Annotated in this window: 24 protein-coding genes and 1 tRNA gene; 11 read left to right on the top strand and 14 right to left on the bottom strand. The window is 67.6% G+C overall.

Annotated features, from left to right (window positions below):
* Nucleotides 1-81: 81 nt before the first annotated feature.
* The 5 genes from NNI01S_RS19145 (at nt 82) to NNI01S_RS34620 (ending at nt 1,903) form a co-directional block, all read left to right on the top strand.
* Nucleotides 82-393, top strand: a complete 312-nt coding sequence (locus NNI01S_RS19145; RefSeq protein ID WP_063021482.1) for a hypothetical protein — start codon at nt 82-84, stop codon at nt 391-393.
* Nucleotide 394: 1 nt separating this feature from the next.
* The gene (locus NNI01S_RS19140) at nt 395-619 is read left to right on the top strand and encodes a hypothetical protein (protein ID WP_063021481.1); all 225 of its coding nucleotides are present in this window, start codon (nt 395-397) and stop codon (nt 617-619) included.
* Nucleotides 616-942: a hypothetical protein gene (locus NNI01S_RS19135; protein ID WP_063021480.1), complete on the top strand. Its 327-nt coding sequence runs from the start codon at nt 616-618 to the stop codon at nt 940-942. Before NNI01S_RS19140 ends, NNI01S_RS19135 begins: the two co-directional genes overlap by 4 nt.
* A 68-nt stretch (nt 943-1,010) precedes the next feature.
* Entirely contained in the window at nt 1,011-1,439 is a 429-nt protein-coding gene (locus NNI01S_RS19130; RefSeq protein ID WP_157114859.1) for a hypothetical protein, read from the top strand.
* Between the two features lie 266 nt (nt 1,440-1,705).
* Nucleotides 1,706-1,903, top strand: coding sequence for an HAD family hydrolase (locus tag NNI01S_RS34620; RefSeq protein WP_218019223.1), 198 nt, complete (start codon nt 1,706-1,708; stop codon nt 1,901-1,903).
* Between the two features lie 161 nt (nt 1,904-2,064).
* Here NNI01S_RS34620 and NNI01S_RS19120 read toward each other — a convergent pair whose 3' ends face one another.
* From NNI01S_RS19120 to NNI01S_RS19095, 6 genes are all read right to left on the bottom strand, one after another.
* Nucleotides 2,065-3,642: a P-loop NTPase family protein gene (locus tag NNI01S_RS19120; RefSeq protein ID WP_063021477.1), complete on the bottom strand. Its 1,578-nt coding sequence runs from the start codon at nt 3,640-3,642 to the stop codon at nt 2,065-2,067.
* Nucleotides 3,643-3,771: 129 nt separating this feature from the next.
* Nucleotides 3,772-3,844, bottom strand: a tRNA-Ala gene (locus tag NNI01S_RS19115).
* A 91-nt stretch (nt 3,845-3,935) separates the two neighbouring features.
* Nucleotides 3,936-5,030, bottom strand: coding sequence for a divisome protein SepX/GlpR (sepX, locus tag NNI01S_RS19110; RefSeq protein WP_063021476.1), 1,095 nt, complete (start codon nt 5,028-5,030; stop codon nt 3,936-3,938).
* Between the two features lie 262 nt (nt 5,031-5,292).
* Nucleotides 5,293-5,943, bottom strand: coding sequence for a GNAT family N-acetyltransferase (locus NNI01S_RS19105; RefSeq protein ID WP_063021475.1), 651 nt, complete (start codon nt 5,941-5,943; stop codon nt 5,293-5,295).
* Nucleotides 5,944-5,955: 12 nt separating this feature from the next.
* A complete protein-coding gene (glp, locus tag NNI01S_RS19100) occupies nt 5,956-7,212 on the bottom strand; it encodes a molybdotransferase-like divisome protein Glp (RefSeq protein ID WP_063021604.1) in 1,257 nt (418 codons plus the stop codon).
* Between the two features lie 150 nt (nt 7,213-7,362).
* Nucleotides 7,363-8,319, bottom strand: a complete 957-nt coding sequence (locus NNI01S_RS19095; RefSeq protein WP_063021474.1) for a UTP--glucose-1-phosphate uridylyltransferase — start codon at nt 8,317-8,319, stop codon at nt 7,363-7,365.
* Nucleotides 8,320-8,387: 68 nt separating this feature from the next.
* On the opposite strand from NNI01S_RS19095, the gene NNI01S_RS19090 reads away from it, so the two are divergent.
* From NNI01S_RS19090 to mscL, 4 genes are all read left to right on the top strand, one after another.
* Nucleotides 8,388-8,996 carry a 5-formyltetrahydrofolate cyclo-ligase gene (locus NNI01S_RS19090; protein WP_084489005.1) on the top strand — a complete coding sequence of 203 codons (609 nt, stop codon included), beginning with the start codon at nt 8,388-8,390 and terminating at the stop codon, nt 8,994-8,996.
* 69 nt (nt 8,997-9,065) lie between these two features.
* The gene (locus NNI01S_RS19085; RefSeq protein ID WP_063021473.1) at nt 9,066-9,371 is read left to right on the top strand and encodes an FmdB family zinc ribbon protein; all 306 of its coding nucleotides are present in this window, start codon (nt 9,066-9,068) and stop codon (nt 9,369-9,371) included.
* An 87-nt stretch (nt 9,372-9,458) separates the two neighbouring features.
* Nucleotides 9,459-10,124: an SAF domain-containing protein gene (locus NNI01S_RS19080; RefSeq protein WP_063021472.1), complete on the top strand. Its 666-nt coding sequence runs from the start codon at nt 9,459-9,461 to the stop codon at nt 10,122-10,124.
* A gap of 117 nt (nt 10,125-10,241) precedes the next feature.
* Complete coding sequence (gene mscL / locus NNI01S_RS19075) at nt 10,242-10,646, top strand: large conductance mechanosensitive channel protein MscL (RefSeq protein WP_063021471.1); 405 nt, start codon at nt 10,242-10,244, stop codon at nt 10,644-10,646.
* Between the two features lie 71 nt (nt 10,647-10,717).
* Here mscL and NNI01S_RS19070 read toward each other — a convergent pair whose 3' ends face one another.
* The 8 genes from NNI01S_RS19070 to NNI01S_RS19030 all read right to left on the bottom strand — a co-directional run bounded on the left by NNI01S_RS19070 (nt 10,718) and on the right by NNI01S_RS19030 (nt 18,926).
* Complete coding sequence (locus NNI01S_RS19070) at nt 10,718-11,389, bottom strand: MspA family porin (protein ID WP_063021470.1); 672 nt, start codon at nt 11,387-11,389, stop codon at nt 10,718-10,720.
* 66 nt (nt 11,390-11,455) lie between these two features.
* Nucleotides 11,456-12,130: an MspA family porin gene (locus NNI01S_RS19065; protein ID WP_063021602.1), complete on the bottom strand. Its 675-nt coding sequence runs from the start codon at nt 12,128-12,130 to the stop codon at nt 11,456-11,458.
* Nucleotides 12,131-12,455: 325 nt separating this feature from the next.
* On the bottom strand, nt 12,456-13,127 hold the full coding sequence (locus NNI01S_RS19060) for an MspA family porin (RefSeq protein ID WP_063021469.1): 672 nt from the start codon (nt 13,125-13,127) through the stop codon (nt 12,456-12,458).
* 65 nt (nt 13,128-13,192) lie between these two features.
* Nucleotides 13,193-13,867 (bottom strand): MspA family porin, encoded by a 675-nt coding sequence (locus NNI01S_RS19055; RefSeq protein ID WP_063021468.1) that lies wholly within the window; start codon nt 13,865-13,867, stop codon nt 13,193-13,195.
* A gap of 693 nt (nt 13,868-14,560) precedes the next feature.
* On the bottom strand, nt 14,561-15,055 hold the full coding sequence (locus NNI01S_RS19045) for a MogA/MoaB family molybdenum cofactor biosynthesis protein (RefSeq protein WP_181719529.1): 495 nt from the start codon (nt 15,053-15,055) through the stop codon (nt 14,561-14,563).
* Nucleotides 15,056-15,156: 101 nt separating this feature from the next.
* Complete coding sequence (locus NNI01S_RS19040; RefSeq protein WP_084489003.1) at nt 15,157-16,530, bottom strand: S1C family serine protease; 1,374 nt, start codon at nt 16,528-16,530, stop codon at nt 15,157-15,159.
* A 244-nt stretch (nt 16,531-16,774) separates the two neighbouring features.
* Entirely contained in the window at nt 16,775-18,229 is a 1,455-nt protein-coding gene (locus NNI01S_RS19035) for a HAMP domain-containing sensor histidine kinase (protein WP_063021465.1), read from the bottom strand.
* 10 nt (nt 18,230-18,239) lie between these two features.
* Nucleotides 18,240-18,926 carry a response regulator transcription factor gene (locus NNI01S_RS19030; RefSeq protein ID WP_063021464.1) on the bottom strand — a complete coding sequence of 229 codons (687 nt, stop codon included), beginning with the start codon at nt 18,924-18,926 and terminating at the stop codon, nt 18,240-18,242.
* A 355-nt stretch (nt 18,927-19,281) separates the two neighbouring features.
* Between NNI01S_RS19030 and NNI01S_RS19025 the strand changes: the two genes are divergently transcribed.
* Nucleotides 19,282-22,047, top strand: a complete 2,766-nt coding sequence (locus NNI01S_RS19025; protein ID WP_063021463.1) for a sensor histidine kinase — start codon at nt 19,282-19,284, stop codon at nt 22,045-22,047.
* Nucleotides 22,044-22,454, top strand: a complete 411-nt coding sequence (locus NNI01S_RS19020) for a roadblock/LC7 domain-containing protein (RefSeq protein ID WP_063021462.1) — start codon at nt 22,044-22,046, stop codon at nt 22,452-22,454. Before NNI01S_RS19025 ends, NNI01S_RS19020 begins: the two co-directional genes overlap by 4 nt.
* The last annotated feature ends 6 nt before the right edge of the window (nt 22,455-22,460 follow it).

Genomic DNA, 22,460 nt, shown 5'->3' with positions numbered 1-22,460 from the left:
CCCCGGCGCCGGGAGACGCCGCCTGCCCCACAGATCCCCGGCGTCGGGTGCTCACCAATAGCCCCCGGCAGCGAGGACGGTATGACCGCAAAGGCGATCGGGTTCCTGCGAATGGACTTGGCAGCAGACCCCCAGCAAGACGAGGTGACGATCCGCGAACTGGCCGGCCAAGTCGGCTCCACGCTCGTCGAAATGTTGAAACCTGGAGAGAAGATCGAGCCCGACCCCGGCACATGGTTACTCGCGCGGATCCACGGGCACCGCGCGGCGGACGTAGTGATCGCGGACGGGCGCCACATGTCCGAGACCATGGTGGACGCGGTCACCGCGGTGTGCAGCGTGGTCACCCCAGTCCGGATCATCCCCGGACGCGTCCGGTATCCGGAGGGATGACATGGAACCGCAGTCCTCGGCCGAGCTGGAGGCCGTGCGTGCCACCTTCACAGCCGACAATGCCGTCAAACTCGCCATCGCCCGCAAGGACGGCCCGATGTGGATGGCTGTGGACAAACCGCAGACATGGGCGTTGGTCGATGAAGACGGCGTGCCGGGTGACGAGTTCACCGTCATCAGCCCGGCCTTCGGCGCGCCGGAACTACGCGAGGGTGGTGCCGAATGAACGGGTGGATCACCTTCGCAATCGGTCTTGGCGCCGCGCTCCTGGTGATGGTGCCCGTGGTCACAGCTTCGATGTGGTGGCAGGTCCCTGTCGACCCCGATACGGCTCAGGCGCGCGTAGCGGAGCGCCGGATGGACAACACGTTGTGGACCGCAGGGTTCCCGCACGATGCGCCGGATCACGAGCTCAGCGTCCAGGAGGCGCACCAAACGATGCAGCGGCATCGCGGGTGCCGCGCAGACGAGTGCCGGCGTAAGGCGGCGGCACGGCAAACCCTGATCAGCGCGGGCCGGATGAAGCCCGATACGTCACGGGAGTACTGAGCATCCGCCGCAGGGGGCGGTTCTGATCTCCCGTGGGTTGCGGGAGCAGTAGGTAATGGAGGATATCCATGAGATACAACGTGATTCGGGCAACCGTCACGGTTGTCGCTGTCAGCGCCGCATTGCTCGCAGGGCAGACGCTCACCACCGCGCCACGCGCGCAGGCAACTGAGCGTTCCTGCACCTTCGCGTTCAACAAGGAGCCCTACCTGTTGCACAAAGCCGTCGTGGTCGGCGGAACAGTGAAATGCGATCCCGCGCCGCTCGCATTCCGCATCGAGTTGCAGCTGTGGCATCGGTCGGGCACCAGCAACCCGAAGCCGAAAGGGGATCCCGGCATTTCCACGCAGATCCCCAACCCCACTATTCACATCGCCACAATGGCGTTGGACTGCGTACCCGGCATGTGGCAGGGCAAGATCGTCATGCGGGCTACCTGGGACACCGGGACGAACGAGGTCCGCAAGGAGACCATACCGGCCATCATCCAATGCTAGGTTGACCCCGTGAAGCTGCTCTATCTCAGTAGCGGCCCTGTCACATGGTCGACTCGCTGGCTCTGGTTGCGCCAAACGCTGTACCTCTGGGTTAGGGGTGTCTCCCGCGCGCCTGGCTACACCGGCGAGAACCAGTGGCACGCTCGCCGGGAATACGGCGGTTGGGTGATCCGTCCGGCCAGTGGGTGGCGTCGGCTCCGGTGGATAACCCCACCGCTGCACTACACGCGCGCCATCGCCGCTGACGACATGGACGCCGTCGGCAGTTGGATGCTGGAGAAGCTGGAGAAGTAGTACGACACCTACGGAAACGCATTCGCCGCGATCCCGGCCGCGTCCTGTTCATCGACGACCGCGCCGACAACTGCCGAGCCGCCGCCCACCTCGGCCTGCACACCCTCCACTACACCGGCTCACCCGCCGACATCGAGATCCACCTCCGCTCCACGACCGTCGCCGCGTAGATCCCGTCGCGTCGTTACGAGCCTCCGGGCGGCACAACAACCGCCGTCGGTCGGTGGTGGACACGAGCCAGACGCTCGGCTGGGGGCTGCCCTAGCCGAGCTATGGTGTTATGCGGCCTGTAGTTCGGCTGGGCGGTGACCAAGGCAAGACTCTCGTGTACCTACCCAAATTCGCCGAAGGGCAGTTCGACATTCTCGACGTCCTCCCTCTGCGTACCAGACTGTGCGGCCTTCTTCGGCGTCTGAGTCCAATTCAGGTCGTAGACCCACTCCGCCCGGCGCAGTTCGTCGGACTTTCCAGGCTTCCAGAACTCAACCGGAGCCTTGCGCATTCGCTTCCCCACGAGCGCCGCAAAGTCCACCATGAAGACGACCGTGTCCACTCCACGCCACGAACCAGTGTTTGGCCTGGTCGTCATAATCCGATGCACGAACCGTAGATCTTCGAGTTCCACTATCTCCTGACCCCAAGAGGTGTCCAAGTACTCACGACGAATCAAAAAGAAGAATGTGTCGCGGTTACGAACGAACTTCACGAGGTCATCGAACCGCTTCTCCAGAGCTGGAGCTTCCCGCCCGGCATCGTTGCGAAGGTCGGTCTGTTTTCTCTGGAGCCGGAGACCGGCTGCCGCCTGAACATGCTCGGCTCCGATCGTGAACGAACCTGCCTTCTTGTCACTGCGCTGCGTCGCCTCCCACCCCGCATCCGCCGCCGCAATAAGAAGGTCGAAGTAGTCGCGGGCGACGGCACCGCCGGCGACCAGCACAGCCCGCTCCCGAGCAGTATCAGTCAGAACGTCCCGAATCTTGAACCCTGCGGGCCCGAGTACGCCATTCGCAACCTCTTCGAGGAAGGTCTTCGCCGTCGCGAAGTCGGCGAGGCCAACGTCGAGTGAAAGATGCTGGAGATCATGCGGCGGCTGCATCCCGAGAGGTGGGTCGCCGTCGACGAATGACTGCGTTCTGGAGTGAACGCTGCCGATCTTCAGCCAGACATTGCTGCGCTTGGTGATGCCATGAAGGTGGTCGAGAACGAGTGGCTGGGTCTCCTTGGCGATGAAGTAGAAGTCGTCTAGGACTACTAGGAGCGACTTGCGCCCGTCGAGCTTGGCGGCGTCCTCCAACGCATGCGAGATTGCCGGGGCGAGGTCTCTCAGGAAGTCCTCTTTTCGCCGCGTCTGAGTGGACGTCCGAGAGGTCTTCGTCCGCTTCGCTCTGGCCCCGCCTGCTGTAGCGCTCAACTTCACGTACTGCCTGGCGACGCCGCCGTGGAGCGCTACGCCGACATCACTCGTCTTGGTGGTGTCCGTCTCTGTGCTCGTGGTTACCTCGGATCCCGCGTCACGTAATGCGGCAAGCACCGTGAGAAGCTGCCCCACTTCCCTGCGCAACAGACGCTGCGGCTTCCTCCACCCTCTCGGCTGAATCGCCCTCAAGACGTCCATGATGATCTCGATGAGTACGTCAGGGTACTCCCGCGACTTGTGCTGCTCGACGTCCACGAAGATGACCCTCGCCCCGGCCTGCTCGGCGCGACGTTGAAGAACGGCGAGTGTGGTGGACTTACCGACACCACGACGCCCGGTGACGAGGTGGTTTACGGCCGACTCCAGCGTGGCGACCGTGCCCGGACGTAGCTCGACAAAGCGATCACTCAATGCGTCGTCGGCATGATTCGTCGTCCGCAGTGCAGCAGACAACGCCGCCTTGAACAACTGGAGGTTGTCTCTGGTCAGCAACGGTTCTCCGTGATCGACTGCTCGGAAACAGCGTGGCCACCTGCGAACAGGTGGCCACGCCGATCTTCAGACATTGAGCGCCTTGACTCAAGGCCCCCCAATCTAGGCAATTATTCAGTCCCCCGAGAGTGGAGCTAAGGGGAATCGAACCCCTGACCTTCTCGATGCGAACGAGACGCGCTACCAACTGCGCTATAGCCCCGTGCGGTTCCGGGGAACCGCGCTGTGACACTGTATCAGGCCAGCCCCTCAGACTCCGAATCGGTACCCTGAGCTGCGGAAACAGGCGGGTGCTATGCGCCGGCCGCGCGGCGAATGTCGCCACCGGCGCGGGTGCGCAGGGCACGGGCGGTGGCGGGGTCGAAGGGGTCGAGGTGGGCGAAGGCGGGGTCTTCGTCATCGGACTCGACCAGGGTGGAGCGGCGGCGCAGGGCGCGGGCGGTGTCGCGGTCCATGGTGCCGCGCGGGGCGCGGGTACGGCGGCCATGCGGCTCGGCTTCGCTCTGCTGGCCACGGTTGAGGCGGGCGGCGCGCCTGCGGCGGATCTCCTCCTCCATCCGCACCTGCTTGCGCAGGTACGCCAGGTAGGTCACCAGAACGGTGGCGGCGAGCCCGCAGGCCCACCACAGCAACGGGGTGAACACGAACGCGAGGGCGCCGGACAGGATGGCGCTGAGCATCAGGCCGAGCACCGCACGCTGACGGAAGGTGTAGCGGGCCGCGCGGGCGATGGCGTCGGCTTCGGGGTCGAAGCCGCCGCGGCCGCGGCGGTTCGGAACGAAATCCGGCTCGGCCGAGTGCATCTCGTCGTAGTCGTCGTAGTCGTCGTAGTCCACGACGGCGGGCACGGTGGAACGCGCAGGCGGGATTCTGGCCGCGATCGGCTCGGGGTGGTGTGCGCCCACGCCGTCATCATCGGTCTCCGCCTCGACCTTCGCAGCGACTTCGACAGCTTCGTCGGCGTCCGTTTCGTCCTCGTCCGGCGCGGCGGGCGAGTAGTCGTCGTCGACCTCGACGTCGTCCGTTTCGGCGTCAGCGATGTCGGATGCCGCGGCGTCGTCGGCCTCGGGCAGGTTCTCCTCGTCGGTCTCGGTGACGGGCTCGTCGGCCGGTGTCGTCATCCGGTCCTCCGCATCATCGCTGTGGGAATACTCTCTCGGTACGCGGCGTCCATCGTGTCGCCCACGGGGCCGCCAGTTCGGATCGGTTTCGTGCCCGGCGGCCGGGCCTTTCCTGAGACGCCGTTTGCCGCCGCCGCGATGCAGGACCCTGGTCGCCAGCGCGGCGTCGGTGGTCCGGCGGATTCTCGGGTGACGGTCGGCGAGGATAGGGAAAAGGACGAAGACCCAGAGCACGACCAGCCCGATCCACAGGATCGAATTCGGCATCGCGTCAGCACCTCCGTCCCGCCTGGATTTTGTCCGGCTCGGCCCGCGAGCGGTGCGTCACACGCCCCGCGCTCGGCCGGCCCCCGTCCGACGCAGCGGCGCGGACGCCGGTCCCCTCGCAGGCTCTGTGCCGATGACGCAAGACGCACCATCGACGTCCGTAGGCTAATTCCGGGTAGCACCAAGTTCCGGCAGGCGCGCCGTGCACATCCGCCACACCTGTCACATTTCCACCAATGTCACCGCGGCTCGGTGGCCGGTTCTACTGCAGGGTGGCGCGCCCCTCTCGCACCAGCCGGTCCACAACCGTCCCGGCCAGTTCCTCGACGGTCATGCCGACAAGCAAGTGATCCCGCCAGGCGCCGTCCACGTCGAGGTAGCGCCGCAGCAGCCCCTCCTCCCGGAAACCGACATTGCGCAGCACTGCCTGGCTGGCCAGATTCTCCGGCCGCACGGTCGCTTCGACCCGATGCAGACCGACCGGCCCGAAGCAGTGGTCCAGACCGAGCGCCAACGCCGCCGTCGCGACGCCTTGTCCGCTGAGATCCTTGGCCACCCAATAGCCGATCCAGGCCGAACGCAGGGCGCCGCGCACGATATTGCCGACGGTCAACTGCCCGCTGAACGCACCGTCGACCTCGATCACCAACGGGATCATCGCGCCGCGCCTGGCCTCCGCCTTGAGGCTCGACCACAGCGAGGGCCAGTTGGACGCGTGGTTTCGCGCCTCCCACGACCCGCGACCGGTCGGCTCCCACGGCTCGAGATGCGCTCTGTCCCGCAACCGGATACGGCTCCAGCTCGCCGCGTCACGCAACCGCACCGGTCGCAAGGTCACCTGACCGGCGGCCACCCGGACCGGGCCCAACCGCGCGGGCCATCCCGGATGCTGGGTTGCCCGGAAGACATTCATGGCTTCCACGTCTCAGCCACGCTGCGCGAGAAAGGCGACCCGGACTTCGTCGCCGGTGCGGATCTCGGTGTCGTCCGGGTCGATCACGATCAGGCTGTTCGCCTCGGCGAGCGTGGCGAGCAGGTGGGAGGACGAGTTGCCGTTACCGAGGGGCTGCACGAGGTATTCGCCGGTCGCTTCGTCCCGCATCAGCTGCGCGCGCAGGTAACCCTTGCGACCGTCCATGGAACTGATCGGCGTGATCGTCCGCGCGCTGATGATCCGGCGCATGGGGTGCCTGCGGCCCAACGCGATTCGGATCAAAGGCCGCACCATCACCTCGAACACCACCAGCGCGCTCACGGGGTTGGAGGGCAGCAGGAAAGTCGGCACCTCGTCGCGGCCGAGCCGGCCGAAGCCCTGCACGGAGCCGGGATGCATGGCCACCCGGGTGATTTCGAGCTCGCCGAGCCCTTCCAACGCCTCCTGGACCTGTTCGGAGGCCCATCCGCCGACCGCGCCTGCGATGACGACAACCTCGGAGCGCACCAGCTGTCCCTCCACCGCGTCGCGCAAGCGGCGCGGATCGGAACTGACGATGCCGACGCGGTTGACGTCCGCGCCGGCATCCCGCGCGGCCGCGGCCAGCGCGTAGGAGTTCACGTCGTAGACCTGGCCGGGGCCGGGTGTGCGATCGATATCGATCAGCTCACCGCCCAGCGAGAGCACCGATAGTCGCGGACGCGGATGCACCAGCACTTTGTCCTGACCGACGGCGGCGAGCAGACCCACCTGCGCCGCGCCGATGATGGTCCCCGCGCGCACCGCGACATCGCCCGGCTGAACGTCGTCCCCGACCCGCCGCACGTAGTCGCCGGAGCGCACCGGCTCGTACACCTTGATCCTGGCCCGCCCGCCGTCGGTGAAGTCCAAGGGGAGTACCGCGTCGGCGAGGGTCGGCATCGGCGCGCCGGTGTCCACCCGGACGGTCTGGCGCGGCTGTAAGCGGATCGGCTGACGCGAACCGGCGACCACCTCGCCGACCACCGGGAGGGTCAGGTCGACGAGATTTCCCTCTTCGTCCCGAATGTCGGCACCGGCCGAGGCCACGTCGACGCTGCGCACGGCGTAGCCATCGATGGCGGCCTGGTCGAAACCGGGCAACGGCCGCTCGGTGACGACGTCCTCGGCGCACAGCAGGCCCTGTGCCTCGGAGATCGCGACCCGGACCGGCCGGGGCGCGACCGCCGCGGCGGTCACCTTGATCTGCTGATCCTCAACCGAGCGCATCCAGCCCTTCCTGATCCTCTCCGCACTCATCCGACCGCGCCCGCACGGGCGCGCGATCCCGCCGCGGCGCAGGCGCATTCGCGCACGCACCGCGGTGAACCATCATTCGTACCCGACGGTCCACTCTCGGCGAAACCCCGGCCGGATCCGTCAGTCGCCGGTCGTCAGCTGCGGATCCCAGTCCGGACCGAGGCGGTGCTGCAGCCACTCCCGCAGGGCGGGACCGTATTCCTCCCGTTCCAGTGCGAAATCGACCGCAGCACGAAGATAACCGCCCGGGTTGCCCAAGTCGTGGCGCGACCCACGGTGCACCACGACATGAACCGGATGTCCCTCGGCGATCAGCAGTGCGATCGCGTCGGTGAGTTGCAGTTCGCCGCCCGCGCCGGGCTCGATGCGGCGCAGCGCGTCGAAGATCGCGCGATCCAGCAGGTACCGGCCCGCGGCCGCGAAGGTCGAAGGCGCGTCGGCGAGCGCGGGCTTCTCCACCATTCCCTTGACGCGCAGCACATTCGGGTTCACCGCGTCCGGCACCGGCGCGACGTCGAACACACCGTAGGCGCTGACCTCGTCCTTGGGGACGTCGATGGCGCACAGCACCGTTCCGCCGCGCTTGCGGCGCACCCGGCACATCACGTCGAGCACACCGCGGGGCAGCACGAGGTCGTCGGGCAGCAGGACGGCGATGACGTCCTCGTCGGCGTCGAGGGCCTGCTCGGCCTGTGCCACGGCATGCCCGAGCCCGAGCGGCTCCTCCTGCACCACCGAGGTGACATCGAGCAGCCCCGGCGCCTTGCGCACCTTCTCGAGCAGCTTGAACTTGCCGCGCTCGGCCAGCGTGCTCTCCAGCACCAGGTCCTCGACGAAGTGCGCGACCACGCCGTCCTTACCCGGAGACGTGACGATCACCAGCCGCTCGGCGCCGGATCCGGCCGCCTCGGCGGCGACCAGTTCGATGCCGGGGGTGTCCACCACCGGAAGAAGTTCTTTGGGCACGGTCTTGGTCGCGGGCAGGAACCGTGTCCCGAGCCCGGCCGCGGGGACCACGGCCGTGCGGAAGCACGAGTCCACCGCCGCGGCACCGGACTGTCCGGCCTTTGCTGTCATACGCATACCCTATCCATCCATCACGCCGCCGGGTCGGCGTCGCGCCGACCCGGTTCCGGGGTGAGCCTATGGTGATCACTGTGAAGATGCCCGGCGAGCGCGATAAACATGCATGGCGCATCGAACTGCTCGCCCGTCGGGCTGTGATGCCTGCCACGGAGCGCGAAATAGAAGCGTCCGCCCTGGCCACGGCGGTCGATGCGATGGGCGCTCGCGGGTGGGTCTGCGCGTATGTCCCGGTGGCCGGGGAGCCGGGATCAATGGCGATGCTGGACGCGCTGCGCGCCGGTGGCGCCCGGGTGCTGGTGCCGGTCACCGGGCCGCCGGGGCCGCTGAGCTGGGCCGAGTACACCGGTGCGGACGCCCTGCGCCGAGCCCGCTACGGGTTGCTGGAACCTGCCGGAGCCCCGCTGCCGCCGGAAGCCCTCGCCCGGGCCGATCTGATCCTGGTTCCTGCTCTCGCGGTGGACCTGCGCGGCGTGCGGCTGGGCCGCGGCGCCGGTTACTACGACCGCACATTGCCCGCCGCTCGGCCGGACGCCCGCCTGATCGCAGTGGTCCGGGACGACGAGCTGGTCGACCGGCTCCCCGAGGAACCGCACGACCTGCGCATGGGCTGGGCGCTCACGCCGCGCGGCGGACTGCGCCGGTTGGGCGACGTTTACCCTGGGGAATGAAACACCGATTGGCGGTGTTGGCACTGTCGGCTGTAGAGTGCCAGATCGACGAACACCGCGGAGGATCCTGTGCCTACTTACTCGTATGCGTGCACCCAGTGTGACAACCGCTTCGACATCGTTCAGTCCTTCACGGACGAGGCGCTGACCGTGTGCTCGGAGTGCTCCGGGAAGCTGCGCAAGCTGTTCAATTCGGTCGGCATCGTGTTCAAGGGCAGTGGCTTCTACCGCACCGACAGCCGCGGCGGTTCCACCACCGCCAGCGAGCCTGCCAAGTCCGAGAGCAGCAAGCCGGACAGCAGCTCGAGTTCGTCGTCGGATTCCGGCTCGTCGAGCGGCTCCACCGCCGCCGCGAGCACGGCCGTGGCCGGCTGATTCGACGGTTTTCCACAGCCGATCACCTATCCACAGCCCCCCGTGATCCGGGCCGGATGAGTGCACGTCCGGCCATAGGATCCGGCCATGACTCGCGCACTCTCCGACCTCGGCCGCGGCGGTTGGAATCCTTTGGGCCGGCAACGACCGCACTGGGCCGACGCCGTGCTCGCCCGGCGGCTGCTGGCCGTCGCTCTCGCCGCACTCGCGGCGTTCCTCTTCCTCCGTGGCGACCCGGACACCGAACGCACGACCGTCCTCGTGGCCGGTCGGGATCTGGCGCCGGGACGCCTGCTCGAGGCGGGTGATCTCCGCTCCGCACCCCGCGCAGCGGGCACGCTGCCCGCGGGCGCGGTCGCCGATCCCGCCGAACTCGTCGGCGCGACGCTGACCGGCGCCATGCGGCAGGGCGAGGTCTTCACCGATCTGCGCGTGGTCGGTCCCCGCCTGGCGGCCGCGGCGACCGGTGCGCGCGAGGCGCGCATCGTGCCCATCCGTCTCGCCGACACGGCGGTCGCCGATATCCTGCGCGCGGGCGATCGCGTCGACGTGATCGGCGCGGAGGACGCGAACGGAGCCGGTACCCGGCCTGCCCGCACCCTGGCCGCCGACGCCGCCGTCATCCTGGTGTCCCGTGCCGGGGAAGGGCGGCAACCCGCGGAACGCGTGGTCTTGGTCGCGATGGACGCCGAGTACGCCGCCGCCGTGGCCGGGGCTTCTCTGCGCACCGCGCTCACGGTCGTCTTCCACTGACCCGCCGATCAGGCTTCGCCGAATATCGGGCGACGGCTCATTAGCATCGGGGTCTACCGGCGCGCGGATACCGCCGAGCCTGACTGCTCAGCTCCACGGAAAAGAGGAGACACGGCCATGCTCAAAGAATTCAGAGATTTTCTGTTTCGCGGGAACGTGATCGACCTGGCGGTCGCCGTGGTCATCGGTACGGCGTTCGTCGCGATCGTCACCGCGTTCACCGACGGCATCATCAATCCGCTTCTCGCCGTCTTCGGCGGCCCCGGCGATATCGGCCTTGGTTTCCGCTTGGTCGCCGACAAGCCGGCGACGTTCGTCCAGGTCGGTCCCATCATCACGGCCGCGATCAATTTCCTGATCATCGCCGCTGTCCTGTTCTTCGTGGTCGTGCTGCCGGCCACACGGCTGAAGAAGCGTTTCCGCCCAGACAAAACCACACTCACCGATTCGGAGGTGCTGATCCAGATCCGGGACCTGCTCGCCGAGGGCCAGACCAGCGCGGGCGGGCGGCACGAATTCTGAGCCCATTCCGCACATGCGAAACGGGCCCGGCATCGACGGGCCCGTTCGCGTTGTGCGAGTGGTTGTCCGGCTCAGCCGAGGCTGAACGGCGATCCCCACAGCGTCACCCAGGTGATCACGTTATCGGTCTCGACCTCGACACTGATGAAAGCGCGCGCCTGGGCGTAACCCCCGCAGCCGTTCAGGCCGATGGTCTCGTCCGACCACGTCACCGAACCGCTCGTGCCCTTGAACGCGTTGCGGGTCTTATGCGTTTCATTACCGAAATCGTCGGCCTGCTCCAGATCCAGCACATAGAACGACTTCGCCTGCCCGGGACCGAGCGAAAGGTTGCCGCCGGAGTTGGCGCCCACACCACCGGTGACGTTCTGGCCGTCACTCCAGTCCACATTGCCGTCCACACCACCGGTAGCACCACCACCGGCGATGTTCACCTGGCAACCCACGGTGTAACCCGGGAAGATCTTCCCCCCGGCCGTGCCCGACAGTTCCACTTGCGCACTGCCGGACACCCACGCGTTGCGATGCAAGGGCGTCGCACCCATGGACGGACTGATCGTCGCCGACTCGCCGACCAGACGAATAGTCACAACAGTGCCGTCCGACAGCGTCTTGGTGAGCTCCCCGCCCGGCAGCGGAACGAACGTATCGGCATTCGCCGCACCGGTCGAGAACAAGCCCATGGCGATGGTCGCGGACGCGCACAGCCCGGCCGCGCGCGCCAGTTTCTTACGATCGAACATGATGGTAATTCCCCTAAAGAATCGAGTTCGCCTCGGCGAAAAGAGATTTGACAGATCCGGCCCGAGTCAGCCGATGCTGAACGGCATGCCGTAGAGGGTGGTCTTCGAGTAGTGATCGCCGATGATCTCGACGACCGTGTACGAACGCGCCTGCGCGTAACCCGCACACCCTTGGATCTGAATCTCGGCATCCTGATACTCCACCGAGTACACACCCGGCTTCAGAATGTCCTTGTAATCGATCTGAACGAACTTGACCTCGCCGGGGCCGAGGTTGACACCGATCGAACCACCCGCGCTCGCGCCGCTGAGGTTCACGCTGCCCGACACGCCCGCGGAAATGGCATCGTCGGCGATGCTGACTTGGCAGCCGACGATGTAACCGGTACTCAATTGCGACGCACCGTGCGTCGAGGAATTGTTGGTTCCAGGGTTTCCGGTCGGACCGTTGTTGGGGCCGATCTCACCTTCCGGCGTCACGGCGACATCGGCGATGGCGTTCCCCGATACCCACACGACACGGCCGGCACCGTTCGCTGCGAGGGACGGGGAGATCAGGGCGCGCTCACCGGTACGGGCGATGTTCACGCCGGGGCCTGCCTTGTGACCGTCCGGCAACGGCACGAAGACATCGGCATTGGCTGCACCGGTCGACAGCAGACCGGTGGCTACGGCCGCCACAGCGGCGGCGCCCGCGACGCGGACGCCCCGAGACAGACCGTTGATGCGGTACTTGCTCATGTTTTTCCTCATCAGGTTGCATCCGCCCGCCCCAGGGTGTCGAGGCGGGACGTGTCCCTCCAAAGCCGGCGGGGCGCGTGATGGAATGTGCTGTCCATCAAGTGATCCGCCGACCATCGCGTCATCGAGCGATCTCGGACGAAACAATGCTATTCGGTATCAACCAGACTTTTCCGGAAATTAGGGCAATTCGTCTCGGAAAGTAAGCGATCCGATTAAGATCGCATACCGCTTGTGCGGCAGTGGAATTCATGACGAAATGGACCCACCGCGATGCGAGGGGTCCATTTCATCCGCAGCTACGGGTTTTTCACCCGCAGTTCACTCAGCCGAGGCTGAAAGGCTGTCCCCACAACGTCACCCAGGTGATGACATTGTCGGTTTCGACTTCCACACTGATGAAAGCGCGCGCCTGGGCGTAGCCCGCGCAGCCGTTCAGGCCGATGGTCTCGTCCGACCACGTCACCGAACCGCTCGTGCCCTTGAACGCGTTGCGGGTCTTGTGCGATTCATTGCCGTAATCGTCGGCCTGCTCCAAATCCAGCACATAGAACGACTTCGCCTGGCCCGGTCCCAGAGACAAGTTGCCGCCGGAGTTGGCTCCCACACCACCGGTGACGTTCTGGCCGTCGCTCCAGTCCACATTGCCGTCCACGCCGCCCGTGGCACCGCCACCGGCGATGTTGACCTGGCAACCGACGGTGTAGCCCGGGAAGATCTTGCCGCCCGCCGCGCCGGAGAGTTCGACCTGCGCGCTACCGGAGACCCACGCGTTGCGGTGCAGCGGCGTCGCGCCCATCGACGGGCTGATGTTCGCCGACTCGCCGACCAGACGGATGGTCACGACGGTGCCGTCCGACAGCGTCTTGGTGAGCTCGCCGCCCGGCAGCGGAACGAACGTGTCGGCATTGGCCGCACCGGTCGAGAACAGGCCCATGGCGATGGTGGCAGCGGCGCCGAGGCCGGCCATCCGCGCCAGGTTCTTACGGTTGATCATGGTTGATATCCCTCGAGGGTTGAGTCCGCTTCAGCGGGAAGATGGTTCGTTGGATTCGACAGACGTCAGCCGATGCTGAACGGCATCCCGTAGAGGGTGGTCTTCGAGTAGTGATCGCCGATGATCTCGACGACCGTGTACGAACGCGCCTGCGCGTAACCCGCGCAGCCCTGGATCTGAATCTCGGCATCCTGGTACTCGACGGAGTACACACCCGGCTTGAGGATGTCCTTGTAATCGATCTGAACGAACTTCACTTCGCCGGGACCGAGGTTGACACCGATCGAACCGCCCGCGCTCGCGCCGCTGAGGTTCACGCTGCCCGACACACCCGCGGAGATCGCGTCGTCGGCGATGCTGATCTGGCAGCCGACGATGTAGCCGGTGCTCAGCTGCGACGCACCGTGCGTCGAGGAATTGTTGGTTCCGGGATTCCCGGACGGACCGTTGTTGGGGCCGATCTCACCTTCCGGCGTCACGGTGACATCGGCGACCGCGTTGCCCGATACCCAGACCACGCGACCGGCGCCGTTGGCAGCCAGCGACGGCGAGATCAGGGCCCGCTCTCCGTTCCGGGTGATCGTCACGCCGGCTCCCACCTTCTGGCCGTCCGGCAACGGCACGAAGGTATCGGCATTGGCGGCACCGGTCGAAAGCAGGCCCATGGCAACAGCCGCGGCAGCGCCGACGCCCGCGACGCGGGCACCGCGGCGCAGACCATTGGTGCGGTTCTCGCTCATACTTCCCCTCATCAGGTTCAAACAGTCAACCTCGACCATCGAGGCTGGACAGTGGTCCTCTCAGGCCCAGCTCAGTGTGTCGCCTATTTGTTGCCGACGTGTAACCGGCCGTTATTTCGGCGCAACGAACCAGCTGGCGACGGAACCGAGCCGAGTTCCGCCGTTTCGGTTTGGAGCGGGCCGGTGCCCGCGACTGCGGGCCCGATTGCGAGTGGCTCGATGGGGAGATTAAACGGTTTATAACGACGCCCGCAACGTAACGTTTCGTAAAGTTCAAGGTGAGCTATGTCACAGTTGCGAACATCTGAATATGGCGTGACGTGCATAAATACCGGATCGCTACAGCCGCCGAAAGGGGATCGGCCGAGCTGGCGGCACAGGAGCGCCAGGGATCGGGTACGAGACAGGGCCGTAGCGAAGGCGCCCGAATTACTTCCGCGCGGAATTGATCACGGGTGGATCTCGAACGCTGTGAGAATGATTACGTAGCTACTACGTAGATAACGGTCTAGCCGTGATGCGGGGGGACCTGCCCGCGCAACCAGTCGTCCGCGGACCGGGCGTCGTCGCGATCGTCGCGCTCGTCGGCGGTTGTGTCGGGCAGCGTGTCGCCGAAGATCTTCGCCAAGCGCGCGGCATCCCTCGCCCGGCGCTCGGCCGGGCGAGGGTTCTCAGCGGGGGTGGGCGGGGTGATTATTCGACCAATCCGGAGAGTTCACCGATCACTCGGCTGGCGAGCGGGCCGAGCGTCGCCATGCCGTCCCGGATGGCGGAACGGGTGCCGGGCAGGTTGACCACCAGGGTGCTGCCGGACACGCCTGCCACACCGCGGGACAGTCCCGCGTCCAGTGAGCCCGCCACCCGGCCGGAGGAACGAAGGGCCTCGCTGATGCCCGGCAACTCGCGGTCGAGCACCTGCGAGGTGGCTTCCGGCGTGACGTCGCGTGGGGACATACCCGTGCCGCCGACGGAGATCACCAGATCGACACCGCCGATCACCGCCGTGTTGAGCGCGTTGCGGATCTCCACCTCGTCGGCCTGGACCGACACGGACGCGTCCACGAGGAAACCCGCCTCGGTAAGCAGCTCGGTGACCAGCGGACCGAGCGAGTCAATACCTCCATGCGCCGTTCGATCGTCGACGACAACCACCAGAGCGCGCCCCGCCACAGGAGCATCGATTTCCATGCTGCTCACCGTAGCGCCTGCGTCCAGCAACTCTGCGGCCGCGCCGAGAACGTCGGCGTCGACATCGATCACCGGGCCGCGTCCGCCGGGCACCGCGCGCATCATCGGCCGCCGTCCGCGGGCGCGCCGGAGAGGGTCACCTCGACGGTCTTGAGGTTGTTGCCTTGATCATCGGTGTAGGTGACTTTCACCTTGTCTCCTGGTTGATGGGAACGGACCGCGGCGACGAGCGCGTTCCCGGAGTCGATCGGGCGGTCGTCGAGCTTCGTCACCACCGCTCCCGGCGGAACGCCCGCGCGCGCGGCGGGACCGTCGGGTGTGACGTCGCGGACCTTCGCGCCGGAAACCTGCTGCGCCGGGTCCTGCTGACGCGACACCGTGATCCCGACCTGCGCGTAGGTGGCCTTGCCGGTCTTGATCAGTTCGTCGGCCACCCGGCGCGCCTGGTCGACGGGAATCGCGAACCCGAGCCCGATCGACCCGGTCTGGCCGCCGGTGGTCTCGGTGGGCCCGAGCGTCGCGATGGCCGTGTTGATCCCGATGAGCTTGCCGCTGCCGTCGACCAGCGCGCCACCGGAGTTGCCCGGGTTGATCGCGGCATCGGTCTGGATCGCGTCGATCACCGGGCTGACCGCGGCACCGGCCTCGCTTCCGTCACCGCTGGTCACAACCGGACGATTCAGCGACGACACGATGCCCGTGGTGACCGTGCCCGCCAGTCCCAGCGGCGAGCCGATCGCGACCACCGGCTGGCCGACCTGCAGGTTCGCCGAGGTGCCCAGCTCGATGGGGGTCAAGCCGCTCTTTCCGGAGACCTTGATGACGGCCAGGTCGGAGACCGGATCGGCGCCGACCAGCGTCGCGGGCGCGCTGCTGCCGTCGGAGAACACGACCTCCATCTTGGCGCTCGGCCCGCCGCCCGCCGCGACGTGATTGTTGGTCAGGATCAGGCCGTCGGAGGACAGCACCACACCGGAGCCCTCGCCCTCGGCCTTGCTGCTGGCCACTTTGATCATCACCACGCTGGGCAGCACCTTCTGCGCGACCGCCTGGGTGGAGCCGGCGGGAGCGTTCACGGCGTTACTCACGTTCGGCTTCGGCGCGTCCAGGGCATTGGTCACCGGGGCTCGACCGTCACCGCCCTGTGCGACCAGCGCGCCGACCGCCCCGCCGACGCCACCGCTGACCAGCGCGAGCGCGACGGCGCCCGCGGCCAGGCCCGCGCGGAAGGGGCGCCGGGCCGGTGCGGGCGGGGCGCCGAAGGCCGGGCCGTGCGGTTGCGTGGCGTCGTTCGGGGGAGCGAAGGACGCCGGATATCCCGGGAACGGTGCGGCCGGAGGGTGCTGCGGCGGGAACTGCGCGGTGGGATGCTGGGCCCCCTGCGGGCCGTAACCCGGGGTGTGCGCCTCCCCTGGCCTGAACGCGCCCGCCTCCGGCGGACCCGGCTCTCGGCGATCCTTCGAATCCTCGGTCATGGACTCCTCGTTTCTGCTCCGTCTCGACCAGGGTGGCCATGGCGACTGAGAGCGGACTGAGACCGTGCTTTCAGTTTTCCGAGAGCTGCGCAGTCCGGTGCGCAATAGAACCACCGACAACTTGATGTCTCAAATTCTGCGGCAAACCACTCGGAGCATTGTGCGAAATACCCCACCGGCGATGAATATTCCGCACAGAACTCGACATTGTGTCGGAAATGGAGTTCCGTCGCCCGGTATTGCCTCAATCCGACACCGGCGCGCCCGGCTCGCCGGGCAACACGATGCGGACCACGGTACCGCCGCGCTGCGAGGTATCGATGGCGATGGTGCCGCCGTGTTTGGTCACCACCTGCTTGACGATCGCCAGCCCGAGACCCGAGCCCGGCATCGACCGCGACGACATCACCCGATAGAAACGCTCGAACACCAACTCGCGCTCCGCCGCCGGAATACCGGGACCGGCGTCGTCGATGGACAGCTCCAGCAGCCCCGGACCGCTCTCCCGCATGAGAATGCGGACCTGCGCGCCCGCCGGGCTCCACTTGGCCGCGTTGTCCAGCACGTTCAGCACCGCCCGAGCCAAGCCCGCCTCGTGCCCGTAGACGAACCACGGGCGCAGATCGGCGACGAATTCGATGCCGGCACGGCGGCGGCGAGCACGCTCGAGGGCACGCTCGACGACCTCCCCCAGATCCACCCGCTCATAGACGGTCTCCGGCGCGTCCTCCCTGGCCAGATCGACCAGATCGCCCACAAGCGTCGACAACTCTTCGATCTGTGCCATCACGTCGGCACGCAAGCCGGCCATGTCCTCGTCCGGTATGCGGGGAGCGCCGGGGCGGCTGGACGCGATGAGCAGCTCCATGTTGGTCCGCAGCGAGGTCAGCGGCGTGCGCAGTTCGTGCCCGGCGTCGGCGACGAGCCTGCGCTGCCGATCGCGCGACTCGGTCAGCGCGCGCAGCATCGTATTGAAACTCTCTGTGAGCCTTGCCAGTTCGTCGTCACCGGTGACCGGGATCGGGGTCAGGTCGTCGGTGCGGGCGATCCGCTCGGTGGCCGCCGTCAGCCGAGCGATGGGGCGCAGCCCCGTCCGGCCGACCGCCGTGCCCGCCGCGGCGGCCAGCACGACGCCGCAGCCGCCGACGACGAACAACAGCCAGGCGAGCCGGTCGAGCACCTCCCGGGTGCGGTCCAGCCGCTGCGAGATGACCAGCGTGGCACCCGAGTTGGTGTAGACCGCGAGCACGCGCTGATTGCCGTCGGTGCGCAGCGACGAACTGCGCTCGCCGCGCGCCACGGCCAGCTCCTGAGGGCCGACCGGCGGATCGGTGGATTGCGGCGGCAGCCAGCGCCGGAGGTCGGGATAGATCAGCGCGATGCCGGTGTCGTCGTAGAAGGCGGCGGCGACCATCAGATTGAGGTTGTTGAAGCCGTACGGGTTGCTGGCGATCACCGCCGTGGACCGGCTGCGCAGCTGGGCGTCCACGTCGTCGTACAGCGCGCGAGCCACCAGTGCGTAGGCCGCGATCGAGGTGACCGCCACCGCGATCGCCACGACGGAGGCGGCCAGCAGCGTCACGCGCCACCGCAGCGAGACCGACCGCGTCAGCGGCATGGGCGGCCGCATGTCCGCGGGCTCGGGCGGCCGCTGGCCGAGTGCGGCGACGACGGGGCGCCTGGGCGGGTTTCGTGCCATGACCGCGGGCCTACGGCGGCGTTTCACGCAGCACATAGCCCACGCCGCGCACCGTGTGGATCAGCCGCGGCTCACCCTCGGCCTCGGTTTTGCGGCGCAGATAACCGATGTAGACCTCGAGCGCGTTTCCCGAGGTCGGGAAATCGTAGCCCCAGACCTCCTCGAGAATGCGGCTGCGGGTCAGCACACGACGCGGATTCGCCATCAGCATTTCCAGCAGTGAGAACTCGGTGCGGGTGAGACTGATCTGCCGCGTGCCGCGGGACACCTCGCGGGTCATCGGATCCAGCGACAAATCGGCGAACTTCATTGCCTCCGATGCGTCACCCGGGCCCGCCGCCGTGCGCCGCAGCAGCGCGCGCAATCTGGCCAGCAGTTCCTCCAGCGCGAAAGGCTTCGGCAAATAGTCGTCCGCCCCCGCGTCGAGGCCCGCGACCCGCTCTGATACCGAATCTCGAGCGGTGAGAACCAAAATCGGCAAATCGTCCCCGGTGCTGCGGAGCCGACGGCAGACCTCGAGCCCGTCGAGCCGGGGCATCATCACGTCCAACACGAGCGCGTCGGGTCGCTGGACGGTTGCCTTCTCCAGCGCGTCCACACCGTCCACCGCGAGATCGACGGAGTAGCCGTTGAAGGTGAGCGACCGGCGCAGCGATTCCCGGACCGCCCGGTCGTCGTCGACCACCAGAATGCGCATGCCACCAGTTTGACCGCACCGACTGAGAGGTAACTGAGAGGGCGCTCTCGACACGCCGTGGCGCGGACCCGCAGCAACCCTCGGCGCGTCGCCGCGTCAACCCCGGGTGACCAGGGTCTTCCATGGCCGCACCGAGAAGTTGACGCGTCCCTTACACATTCCACCGCGAAACATGTTCTCTATAGCCATATTCGGTAAATTGCGCACAGGCTCCCCCGGATTGCCGATGACCCCTCTGCACGGTATGTTCCGTGCGGTAAAAAGAAGACCTCTAGTTGGTTCTTTGCGGGTTGAATCAATACCGAACAGCCACGCGCGCCCGAGGTCACTGGTGAAGCGGAGGCGACGGAAGCGGATGGAAGCTGCACCGCGGTCCTGGCAATTCAGCCTGTCGAACTGGTCGGTCACCCGCAAGGTTGGCGTGGTGCTGGTGCTTCCGGTGCTGCTGGCCACCGTCTTCGCCGTGCTCCGCATCAACAACGAACTGCGCACGATGGCGCAGTTGGACGCGGCGACCGAACAAGCCATCATCATCCGGCCGATCGTCAAGTTCGGTTCGGCCACCGAGCAACTGGGCGTCACCGCGACCGCCACCTGGGGCAACACCGCGGACCCGCAGACCGACGCCGCGCTCACGAAGTTCGACCAGGCGCTGGCCGAACTGGAAGCCGCCTTGCAGACCACCAAGGTCAGCGGCCGGGTCACCTCCGAACTCGCCTCGGCCATCGCCACCGGCACCACGATGCGCAACAGCCTGCGCAACGGCTCGCCTGCCATGGTCGGCGAGCAGTCCGACGAGATCATGGTCCGCATCGGCAACGCGCTCGCGCTGTCGCCCTCGGTGGACGACCTGGTCATCCAGCGTTATTTCCTGCAGCTGGCGTCGGTGCAGACCGCCCGCCGCGTGCTCACCCAGCAGCGCATGCTGATCGGCTCGCCCGACGCGGGCCGCAACCCGAGCGTGCGGCCCCGCGTGCTGGTCGCGGCGGGCGCCGAGATCACGATGATCTACCAGTACGCGCAGATCCTGCCGGACTACGCGGGCAACATGCGCCCGCTGCTGGACGCGGTGCAGACCCGTCTGGGCACGTTCAGCCAGAACGTCGCCGACCCGGCGTCCAACCCGGCCGTCCTCGACTCACTGCTGGTCAGCTCGGACACCTATGAGAAGACCACGGCGCAGCTGATCGACACCATCGACGGCGCCCTCGCCGCCCGCACCACCGAAGCGCAGGCGGGCGCGCTGCGCGAGACGACCATCGTCATCGGCATGCTGCTCGCCGGCCTTGCTCTGGCCCTGTCGGTCGCGCGCACCCTGGTCGTCCCGGTCCGCCGCCTGCGGCGAGACGCGCTCGAGGTCGCGCACATCAAGCTGCCCGACGAACTCGCCGTGGTGCGCGCGGGCGGAACCACACCGGAGATCACCCCGGTCGCGGTGCACACCACCGACGAGATCGGCCAGCTGGCCCGCGCCGTGGACGAGATCCACGAGCAAGCGCTCAACCTCGCCGCCGACCAGGCCCGCTTGCGCCTGCAGATCGGCAACATGTTCGAGACGCTGTCGCGCCGCAGCCAATCGCTGGTCGAGCAGCAGCTGGCGCTGATCGAGGACCTCGAACACGACGAGGACGACACCGACCGGCTGCAGAGCCTGTTCCGTCTCGACCACCTGGCCACCCGCATGCGCCGCAACGGCGACAACCTGCTGGTGCTCGCCGGTACCGCGCTGCGCCGCGGCCAGCTGCACCCGGTGCCGCTGTCGGACATGCTGTGGAGCGCGGTCTCCCAGGTCGAGGACTACCAGCGGGTCGAGATCGGCGCGGTGCCCGACGGCATCGTCGCGGGCGAGCCCGCCGTCGACATCGAGCACCTGCTCGCCGAGTTGATCGACAACGCGCTGCGTTACTCGCCGCCGACCACGCCGGTCACCGTGATGGTGTCGCGCGCCGTCGACGGCGGCTATCTGATCGAGATCACCGACCGCGGCCTCGGCATGTCCCTGGAAGACCTCCAGACCACCAACGACCGGCTGGCCTCCGGTGGTGAGGTCACCGTCGAGACCGCGCGCCGCATGGGCCTGTTCGTCGTCGGCCGTCTGGCCAAGCGCCACACCATCACGGTGAGCCTGCGCCGCACGTCCACGATGGCGCAGCAGCCGGGCATCACCGCCAGCGTGCACCTGCCCGGTGCGCTGGTCGCGCCGCCGATGGACGCCACCGACCCGGCGGGCAAGCCGCTCGACCTCACCGCCGAGCACCAGCTACCCTCGCTCGTCACGTCGCCCACCGGTGGGCAGCCGCGCAACCTGGTTCCGGTCCCGAGCCTGCCGCAGCGCGACACCGCGCGTTTCGGCGTGACGAGTTCCGGCCTGCCGCAGCGCCGCCCGGCCATCCGCGTCGCCGACGCCCCGGACCAGCCCTCGGTCTCCACGCCGGTCGGCCGGTCGGTCAGCCCAGCCGACCAGCCCGCCACCCAGCCGTGGCCGGTGCTCACGCCCCGCTCGGACGACCGCACCCCGACCGGACCGTTCGCCCCCGTGAAGCCCACCACCGGCGAGCAGCCCGTCGAGCGGGAACAGCCGCCCGCGCGCACCGATCTGTGGACCGAGGTCAAGGACGACGAGCCGACGACCGGTCCCACGACCATCGTGCCGAGCCAGGCGCCCGCGCCGCAGACCACCGCGCGATCCGGTCTTCCGATCCGGAAGCCGATCGCTCCCGCCGACCCACCGCAGGAGGCGGCGCCGGATCCCGCGACGGTGACCTCCTCCCGGCTGCAGCCGGTCGCCGGTTCCTCCCCCACCCCCATCTATCAGCGCATGGTCTCGGAATGGCTGGTCGAGCCCTCGACCTCGCAATCGCCGGAAAGTTCGTGGTCCTCGCCTGGTGACGCGGGCTGGCTGGCCGCCGAAGACGCCAGCCATCCGACCACCACCGCGCGCACCGTCGGCGGGCTGCCGATCCGCAGGCCGGGCGCCCAGCTGGTGCCCGGCGGCCTGGCACCGGCGGAAGACGCGGGCACGCGCGATCCGGAAGAAATCCGCAACAATCTGACCAGGCATCTCAGTGGGGTCCGCAGCGGGCGGGCCAATGCGCAGTACAACGACGGAGGGCTTGCATGACCAACGCGAACAACAGCACCACAGACGAGAATCTGAACTGGCTGGTCGCCCGCTTCACCCGCGATGTGCCCGGCGTGTCCCATGCGGTGCTGGTATCGGCGGACGGCCTGTTGCAGGCCACCAGTCCGCATCTGCCCAGCGACCGCGCCGAGCAGCTCTCCGCCGTAACCGCGGGACTCGCCAGCCTGTCCATGGGCGCGGCCTCGCTGTTCGACGGCGGCAAGGTGATGCAATCGGTCGTCGAGATGCAGCGCGGCTACCTGCTGGTGATGAGCGTCGGCAACGGCTCGCATCTGGCCGTGCTGGCGAACAAGTCGCACGACATCGGCCGCATCGGTTACGAGATGGCGCTGCTGGTCGATCGGGTGGGTTCGGTGGTCACCGCGACCGCGCGCACCGCTGTCTGAGTGTGA

This window comes from Nocardia niwae NBRC 108934 = DSM 45340 (assembly GCF_001613465.1).
GTDB classification, from domain to species: domain Bacteria; phylum Actinomycetota; class Actinomycetes; order Mycobacteriales; family Mycobacteriaceae; genus Nocardia; species Nocardia niwae.
The sequence above is the reverse complement of the archived record's forward strand: the minus strand, read 5'-3'. Positions and strand labels throughout refer to the sequence as shown.

Bases quoted from the DNA above. Each gene is read 5' to 3' on its own strand.
- NNI01S_RS19145 (WP_063021482.1), top strand. From the start codon at position 82: ATGACCGCAAAGGCGATCGGGTTCCTGCGAATGGACTTGGCAGCAGAC.
- NNI01S_RS19140 (WP_063021481.1), top strand. From the start codon at position 395: ATGGAACCGCAGTCCTCGGCCGAGCTGGAGGCCGTGCGTGCCACCTTC.
- NNI01S_RS19135 (WP_063021480.1), top strand. From the start codon at position 616: ATGAACGGGTGGATCACCTTCGCAATCGGTCTTGGCGCCGCGCTCCTG.
- NNI01S_RS19130 (WP_157114859.1), top strand. From the start codon at position 1,011: ATGAGATACAACGTGATTCGGGCAACCGTCACGGTTGTCGCTGTCAGC.
- sepX (WP_063021476.1), bottom strand. From the start codon at position 5,030: ATGCCGAATTCGATCCTGTGGATCGGGCTGGTCGTGCTCTGGGTCTTC.
- NNI01S_RS19105 (WP_063021475.1), bottom strand. From the start codon at position 5,943: ATGAATGTCTTCCGGGCAACCCAGCATCCGGGATGGCCCGCGCGGTTG.
- glp (WP_063021604.1), bottom strand. From the start codon at position 7,212: ATGCGCTCGGTTGAGGATCAGCAGATCAAGGTGACCGCCGCGGCGGTC.
- NNI01S_RS19095 (WP_063021474.1), bottom strand. From the start codon at position 8,319: ATGACAGCAAAGGCCGGACAGTCCGGTGCCGCGGCGGTGGACTCGTGC.
- NNI01S_RS19090 (WP_084489005.1), top strand. From the start codon at position 8,388: ATGGTGATCACTGTGAAGATGCCCGGCGAGCGCGATAAACATGCATGG.
- NNI01S_RS19080 (WP_063021472.1), top strand. From the start codon at position 9,459: ATGACTCGCGCACTCTCCGACCTCGGCCGCGGCGGTTGGAATCCTTTG.
- mscL (WP_063021471.1), top strand. From the start codon at position 10,242: ATGCTCAAAGAATTCAGAGATTTTCTGTTTCGCGGGAACGTGATCGAC.
- NNI01S_RS19070 (WP_063021470.1), bottom strand. From the start codon at position 11,389: ATGTTCGATCGTAAGAAACTGGCGCGCGCGGCCGGGCTGTGCGCGTCC.
- NNI01S_RS19065 (WP_063021602.1), bottom strand. From the start codon at position 12,130: ATGAGCAAGTACCGCATCAACGGTCTGTCTCGGGGCGTCCGCGTCGCG.
- NNI01S_RS19060 (WP_063021469.1), bottom strand. From the start codon at position 13,127: ATGATCAACCGTAAGAACCTGGCGCGGATGGCCGGCCTCGGCGCCGCT.
- NNI01S_RS19055 (WP_063021468.1), bottom strand. From the start codon at position 13,867: ATGAGCGAGAACCGCACCAATGGTCTGCGCCGCGGTGCCCGCGTCGCG.
- NNI01S_RS19045 (WP_181719529.1), bottom strand. From the start codon at position 15,055: ATGGAAATCGATGCTCCTGTGGCGGGGCGCGCTCTGGTGGTTGTCGTC.
- NNI01S_RS19040 (WP_084489003.1), bottom strand. From the start codon at position 16,530: ATGACCGAGGATTCGAAGGATCGCCGAGAGCCGGGTCCGCCGGAGGCG.
- NNI01S_RS19035 (WP_063021465.1), bottom strand. From the start codon at position 18,229: ATGGCACGAAACCCGCCCAGGCGCCCCGTCGTCGCCGCACTCGGCCAG.
- NNI01S_RS19030 (WP_063021464.1), bottom strand. From the start codon at position 18,926: ATGCGCATTCTGGTGGTCGACGACGACCGGGCGGTCCGGGAATCGCTG.
- NNI01S_RS19025 (WP_063021463.1), top strand. From the start codon at position 19,282: ATGGAAGCTGCACCGCGGTCCTGGCAATTCAGCCTGTCGAACTGGTCG.
- NNI01S_RS19020 (WP_063021462.1), top strand. From the start codon at position 22,044: ATGACCAACGCGAACAACAGCACCACAGACGAGAATCTGAACTGGCTG.